This is a genomic window from Corallococcus sp. AB032C, assembly GCF_003668935.1.
GTDB lineage: Bacteria > Myxococcota > Myxococcia > Myxococcales > Myxococcaceae > Corallococcus > Corallococcus exiguus.
In genome coordinates this window covers 22,784-28,875 of the sequence record NZ_RAWP01000120.1, presented here as the reverse complement: position 1 = coordinate 28,875, position 6,092 = coordinate 22,784, and the positions used below count along the sequence as shown (strand labels likewise).

Sequence of the window (6,092 nt, the reverse complement as noted above, 5' to 3'; positions counted from 1 at the left end):
GCTTGGAGGCGGTGGACGGGATGGAGGGGGTGGAGCGACCAGCGGAGCGGATGGCCATGACGTGTCTCTTTTCTGGAAGGGGAGTGCGTGTTGCTTTCAGCGACGAGGACACCCATAGCAGCGGGCATGCCAACGCCCCGGACCCCTCAGGGCGCGCATAAGTCGTTGATCTTGCTGGGCGCGAATGAGGTACGGCCCCGGCCCATGGGCTTGCGCCTGGTGACTGCCGTCAGGCGTTGATGTTTGCAGTCACCAGGGGCGGCCTTGCGTCGGGCGTCGCGTCGACCGACGCGTCGAAGGCGCGCGTGAACCCCCTCGCCGCGAGGGCCTCCAGGGGACGCCGCGTGCGGCATGGGCGCTGCAATCGGTGCCTGGCAACGGATGGCGACAGGCGTCGCCCCGTTCCACCCGCCACACCTTCCTGGAGCCGAACATGACGACCTCGACCGTTGCCGCCGTCCGTCCGCAGCCGAGCCCGCAGGCCACGCCGCCCGAGCCCGTGCTGGACGCGACCCAGGTGCTGGGCATGGGGCAGGGCGTGGTCGCGGCCTACGCCGCCTTCAATGGCAAGGATTACTCCGTGCCCTCGGGCTGGACGCAGGCGGACAACCTCACGGCGTGGGTGCCTCAGAAGGGCGGCGTCGCGGAGGCGTTCGGCCTGTGGTTCAGCTCCGACGCGGATTCGACCACCGCGATGCTGGCGCTGCGCGGGACCGTGACGTCGGCGGACACGAGCGCGGACGAGCAGTACTCCACCACGTCCTTCGCGCCGTACTCCGGGACGTCCCTGTCGCCGGTGCCACAGGTGCATGGCGGCTTCTGGGGCATCTACACCGGCACGAGCACCTCCGTGCCGCGGTCGATGCAGGCGCAGGTGTTCGCGTGGCTGAAGGCGAACAACATCCAGACGCTCTACGTGACGGGCCACAGCCTGGGTGGAGGGCTGGCGGAGTTGCTGGCGTTGGACCTGGCGGTGAGCCAGCCGTCGCTGAGCGTGACGACCGTCACGTTCGCGGCGCCGAAGGCCGGGCTCGCGGATTCGTGGGGGACGGCCTACACCCAATACGTCACGAGTCCGGTGACGGTGCGCGTGGTCAACCAGTACGACGTGGTGCCCACGTTGCCGCCGTCGTGGCTGGCGCCCAACTACACGCAGGTCGGTGTGGAGTTCGACGTGCTCTTCTACAACACGCTGAACGACACCAGCACGCAGGAGGCGACCATCCGGCACGAGATGGACAACTACCTCACCGTGCTCACCCAGGCGCTGCCCGCCACGCCCCAGCTCTACGTGGGCCCCTTTTCGGATGGCGTCTACACGGACAGCCAGGGCAACCCGCTCCAGGACACCAGCGTGGCGCCCACCGCGGACGCCGTGGCGAGCGCACAGGCGTCCGCGAAGGCCCTGCCGCGGCGCCCGGTGGCCCAGCCTCCGGGCCGTCAGGTGGCGGCGAAGTAGGGCCTTCGTCCGTTCCGGCCCCGCTCACTTCTTCCGGGTGGGGCTGGCCTTCCGCGTGGGCCCGGCCTTCCGGGCGGGGACGGGCTTGGGCGTGGTGGGGGCCACGGGCGCCTGGGCGAGGATTTCGAACGGATAGGCATACGTCTTGGAGGCGCCCTGGGATTGGATCATCCGCCAGCGGTGCGCGGGTTTTTGGGTCTCGAAGTCGAGCATGAAGGTCGCGTCGTCGAAGTCCGTCCGCTTCGTCAGGACCGAGTCAACCGGGCGGTTCTTGGCGTCGTCGAACACCGCGGAGAAACCCTCCTGGCCCGTGTCGTAACTCTGGATGCGGATGCGGCCCGGCTCGATGTTCTCGACCTTGAAGCGGCCCCCCTCCAGCCGGGCCTCCGTGTGCAGGCTCAGGGCCGTGGGGGATGACGCGACCCACTTCTCATGCAGGGCGAAGGAGAACTGCCCCTTGAGCCTCGTCAGGGGGACCCGCTCGAGTTGGTGGGGGATGTAGTCCCGGAGCGTGAAGCTCCAGCTCCGCCCGGGCGAGAACGTGGTGCTCCATTTGAGCTGCTGGCCATAGCCGTTGTTCCAGACGTACCGGTCCTCCTCATCGACCGCCTCGATGTCCGCCGCGCGCAGGCGCGTCCCGTCCGCGAAGTCCGCTTCGAGCAGCTCCAGCGTGACGGGTGTATCCGCCTGCGCGAAGGCCTCCTGCACGTCGTCCGGCCAGGAGAACTCGACGTCCCCGCGGAAGACACCGTCGGTCATCAGCCAGGCGTGGAACGGAGAGGCAGGGGCGTTCGGCGGGAGCGCCGCGGGGAGCGCGTCCTTCTTCACGGCGCCGCTGAACGACGCGGTCCTCCGCGCGACCGACTCCGGCGACATGAGCTGTTGCTCGAACAGGGCTTGATCGATCAGCGCGAGCGGAAGCGCCTCGGCGTCCCTGGCCGCGGCGTTCCCGGAGGGGAAGGGCGGCGTGAGCGTGAAGGGCCGGGTGTACGGCGTGGTCGCGTCCACCAGGATGAGCTCAATTTGCGCGGGCCTCCCGTCCACGGTGAACAGCGGCGCGTCGGGAGAGAGCACGCCGAAGAGGGGGAGCGACAGGACCATGGTGAGGCCCGGGCGTGCCTCGGTCCTGAGGTACTTCCCCTCCGCGTTCAGGGCCCGCACCGCGAGCACCGTCGGGGGCGTGCCCTCGCTCCCCAATTGGAAGGTCAGGGTGCCCAGGTGGATGCGCAGTCCCTCCACGAAGAGCTTCCCGTCGGGAAAGGTCTGCTCCGCCCGGGCAAAGGGCGCGGCGAAGGGCAGGCGGATGCTCCGGATTCGCGTAGGCACATGCACGGTGACCGACCCCGAGATGGCCGGCAGCGTCTGGGCGTCCACGCCGGGCTTGAGCGCGAACTGGGCGTGGTGGGATGCCACCTGACCGCGAGAGGCGTTCTCACCCGAGAAGTCCTCCCCGACCTTCATCCCGTCCGGGCTCGCGGCCAGCGGGCCACACAGGGGGCGGTGGAGCTCCGGTTGCTGGACGCGCAGCTCCATCAGCTTGCGTCGCGCGAGGACCGGAACGTAGTCGCGGGGCTGGCAGACACGGGCGGTCAGCTGGAGGTGGTCGGCCTCGGGGGTGATGAACGAGGCGCGCAGGGACGTGAACGCGAGGCGCAGCTTCCGCGTCTCGTCCAGGTCTTGCCCCTTCCTGGGGCTGCAGCCGTCACCGGAGAGGGCGAGGAAGGACTCGGGCGTCAGCGTCTCCGGGTAGGAGACCACGGCCTCGGGTGAAAGCACCGCGTCCTCGCGGAGGTCCTCCAGGTTCTCCGAGGGCAGCGGCTCGTCGCTGAAGGGAGAGAAGGCTCGCCGGAGCATGGCGGACTGCGCGCGCAGGGCGTTCACGTCGAAGGTGATGCGCAGGACGTCCTTGCCGGCCTGGAGCTTCGTGGAGGAGGCCACCACGGTCCGCAGCGCTGACTCGCTGGTGGTCACTCGCTCCCAGAGCGCCTGGATGCGTTCGGGGTGGGGCCCGGCGAACTCCACGTCCGCCCGGATGGCACCGCTCGCGTCCGCTCGCGCGGTGAAGGAGATGCGCCGGGCCGCATCCGTCGCCTGGAACTGCTGGATGGCCAGCATCAGGAGGCCGGGGACGAACGGCTCCAGGACCGGCCCCACCTCGACGCCCCCCTGGGCGATGAACAGCGGCTCCATCTTCTGGCCGGGCTCCCGGGCGAGCCGGGCCGACACGTCAGCCGCGAGCCCCGGAGGCACGAACGCGAGGAGCTGCTTCGTCTTGAGCAGCCGCAAGGGGCCCGCGCGCTCACACGTCTCCGGGTCGATGAGGACGTAGTCCCCGTCCTTCGTGGCTTCGATGATCCGCGCCGTCTGGAGGACCTCCAGCGCCGCGTCCTCCGGGCCATGGGAGGCGAACACCCGGAAGGGTGCCGTTCCGCCAGGGGTCTGCATCAGGCCCGCGGCGAACGACGAGAACGTGTCCAGGACGAGGGCCCGGTGCCGGGGCGGGATGTTCCCCAGCTTCAACAGGTGCTGCTCGGCGGACTCGACCGCGTCCTTCCAGGTTGGATCCGCGCTCGCTGTCTTCAGCAGCCGCAGGTTGAGGGCCACCGTCGCGGTCGGCTCTCCGTCCGTCGCGAGCGCCAGCAGCCAGTGGTCCGCATTCGAAGGCGTGGTGTCGCGGCCGCTGGCACACCCCATGAGGAGGAGCACGCCCAGGCAAAGAATGACGTTCTTCAGGTCTGGCATCCGTGAGGTCTCGTGTGCGGGTGTGACTCCCAGCATGGATGTCCTTGGAGTCGGACACAAACAAAAGCCAGCAACCCTTTGACACCCGCTTTCAGCGCTCACAGCATGCGCGCCCCGTATGACAAACAAGACCCAGAATGGCTCCCGCCAATCCCTGTCGGCGCGAATGTTTTGCGCGGCCCTCCTGCTCTCACTCGCGGCCTGTGGAGATGACACCACTCCGGATTCCGACGCGGGGACCCGGCCCGATGCCTCGACCGGGATCCAGGACGCCGGCTCCGAGATGGACGCCGGGGCGGATGCCGGGACGCAGCCTGAAGACGACGCCGGCTCGGACGCCGGGACGCTGCCCGATGATGATGCGGGCATGGACGCCGGGACGCTGGACGCGGGTCCTGAGGACGCAGGCACCACGGATGCCGGCACCGACCCTGTCGACGCGGGTTCCCCGGTCATCTGTGGTGACGGAAAGAAGGAGGGCCGCGAGGGATGTGACGACGGGAACACCACGAGCGGCGATGGCTGCAGCGCGAGCTGCCAGGTCGAGCCGGGGTGGAACTGTGGCGCCGGTGGTCTGAGGTGCCACGCCGCGAGCTGCGGCGACGGCATCATCGCGGCCCCGGAGGAATGCGAGGACGGCAACAGGGACAATGGCGATGGCTGTGACTCCTCCTGCCGGTTGGAGCAGGGCTACAAGTGCCAGGTCGTGGGCAAGCAGTGCACGAAGACGACCTGCGGCGACCGCAAGGTGGAAGGCACCGAGCAGTGCGACGACGGCAACAACGACCTGGGCGATGGCTGCTCGCCGCTGTGCCAGCGGGAGCCCCGCTGCGTGAATGGGATTTGCGAGGCCGTCTGTGGCGACGGCATCCTCACGGCCGGAGAGGCGTGCGACGACGGCAACCTGCGCGACTTCGATGGCTGCTCCTCGAGCTGTCAAATCGAAGAGGGCTTCGCCTGCGTCCTCTCAGAGCCCTTGTCCATGCTGAGTCTCCCCATCGTCTACCGCGACTTCCGGGGGAATGACCTGCCCAATGGCCACGTCGACTTCCAGAACGCGAACGGGCAGGAGACAGGCATCGTCCAGGCCACCCTGGGCCCGGCCGGCAAGCCCGTCTATGCCAAGACAGGTGTGTCCTCCGCCACGACGCATGGAGTGGTGTCCTTCGACCAATGGTTTCGCGACGTGATCAACGTCAACCTGCCCGTCGTTTCCACGCTGCCCCTGTCGCGGACCCCTTCTCCCAACGCCCTCTCGTATCTGTTCGAGGACACGACCTTCTTCCCGCTCGACGGCAAGGGCTGGGTGGCCGAGGGGGAGGAGACGACGCGTCCGGACAGCGCGGGAGCAGCGCACAACTACAGCTTCACCAGCGAGACGCGTTTCTGGTTCGAGTACGTGGGCACCGAGCAGCTCCTCTTCACGGGAGACGACGACGTCTGGGTCTTCATCAACGGGAAGCTCGCCATCGACCTGGGAGGGGTTCACCCCAGCATGACCTCGACCGTGGACCTCGCGGGCCGGGCGTCCGCGTTGGGCCTCCAGCCAGACGGTATCTATGAGGTCGCCGTGTTCCAGGCGGAACGCCTCACCTCGGGCTCGAGCTACAAGCTGCAACTCTCCTCCTTCCGGCCGGCCAGCGAGCCCAGGGTGTGCATCTCCGCCTGCGGCAATGGCAGGCTGGACGAGGGCGAGGAGTGCGACGACGGCTCGAACCAGGGGGGCTACGGGCAATGCGCCCCGGGCTGCCTGCTCGGCATCCGCTGTGGCGACGGGGTCGTGCAATTCAACCAGGACGAGCAATGCGACGACGGGAACACCGTCAGCCGTGACGGCTGCAGCGCCACCTGCAAGCTGGAGCTATAGCCGCCCCGGAAGCGTCCCGGGCGG

The 6,092-nt window shown here is 68.8% G+C and carries 3 protein-coding genes; 2 read left to right on the top strand and 1 reads right to left on the bottom strand.

The window, feature by feature from the left end; all coding sequences use genetic code 11:
• Positions 1 to 433: 433 nt before the first annotated feature.
• Positions 434 to 1,459, top strand: coding sequence for a lipase family protein (locus tag D7X99_RS35375; protein WP_121781617.1), 1,026 nt, complete (start codon positions 434 to 436; stop codon positions 1,457 to 1,459).
• A 24-nt stretch (positions 1,460 to 1,483) separates the two neighbouring features.
• Here the strand turns inward: D7X99_RS35375 and D7X99_RS35370 are convergent, their stop codons facing one another.
• Positions 1,484 to 4,201, bottom strand: a complete 2,718-nt coding sequence (locus D7X99_RS35370; RefSeq protein WP_121781616.1) for a hypothetical protein — start codon at positions 4,199 to 4,201, stop codon at positions 1,484 to 1,486.
• 166 nt (positions 4,202 to 4,367) lie between these two features.
• Here D7X99_RS35370 and D7X99_RS35365 point away from each other — a divergent pair, with 166 nt between their 5' ends.
• Positions 4,368 to 6,068, top strand: coding sequence for a DUF4215 domain-containing protein (locus tag D7X99_RS35365; RefSeq protein ID WP_121781615.1), 1,701 nt, complete (start codon positions 4,368 to 4,370; stop codon positions 6,066 to 6,068).
• Positions 6,069 to 6,092: the final 24 nt, after the last annotated feature.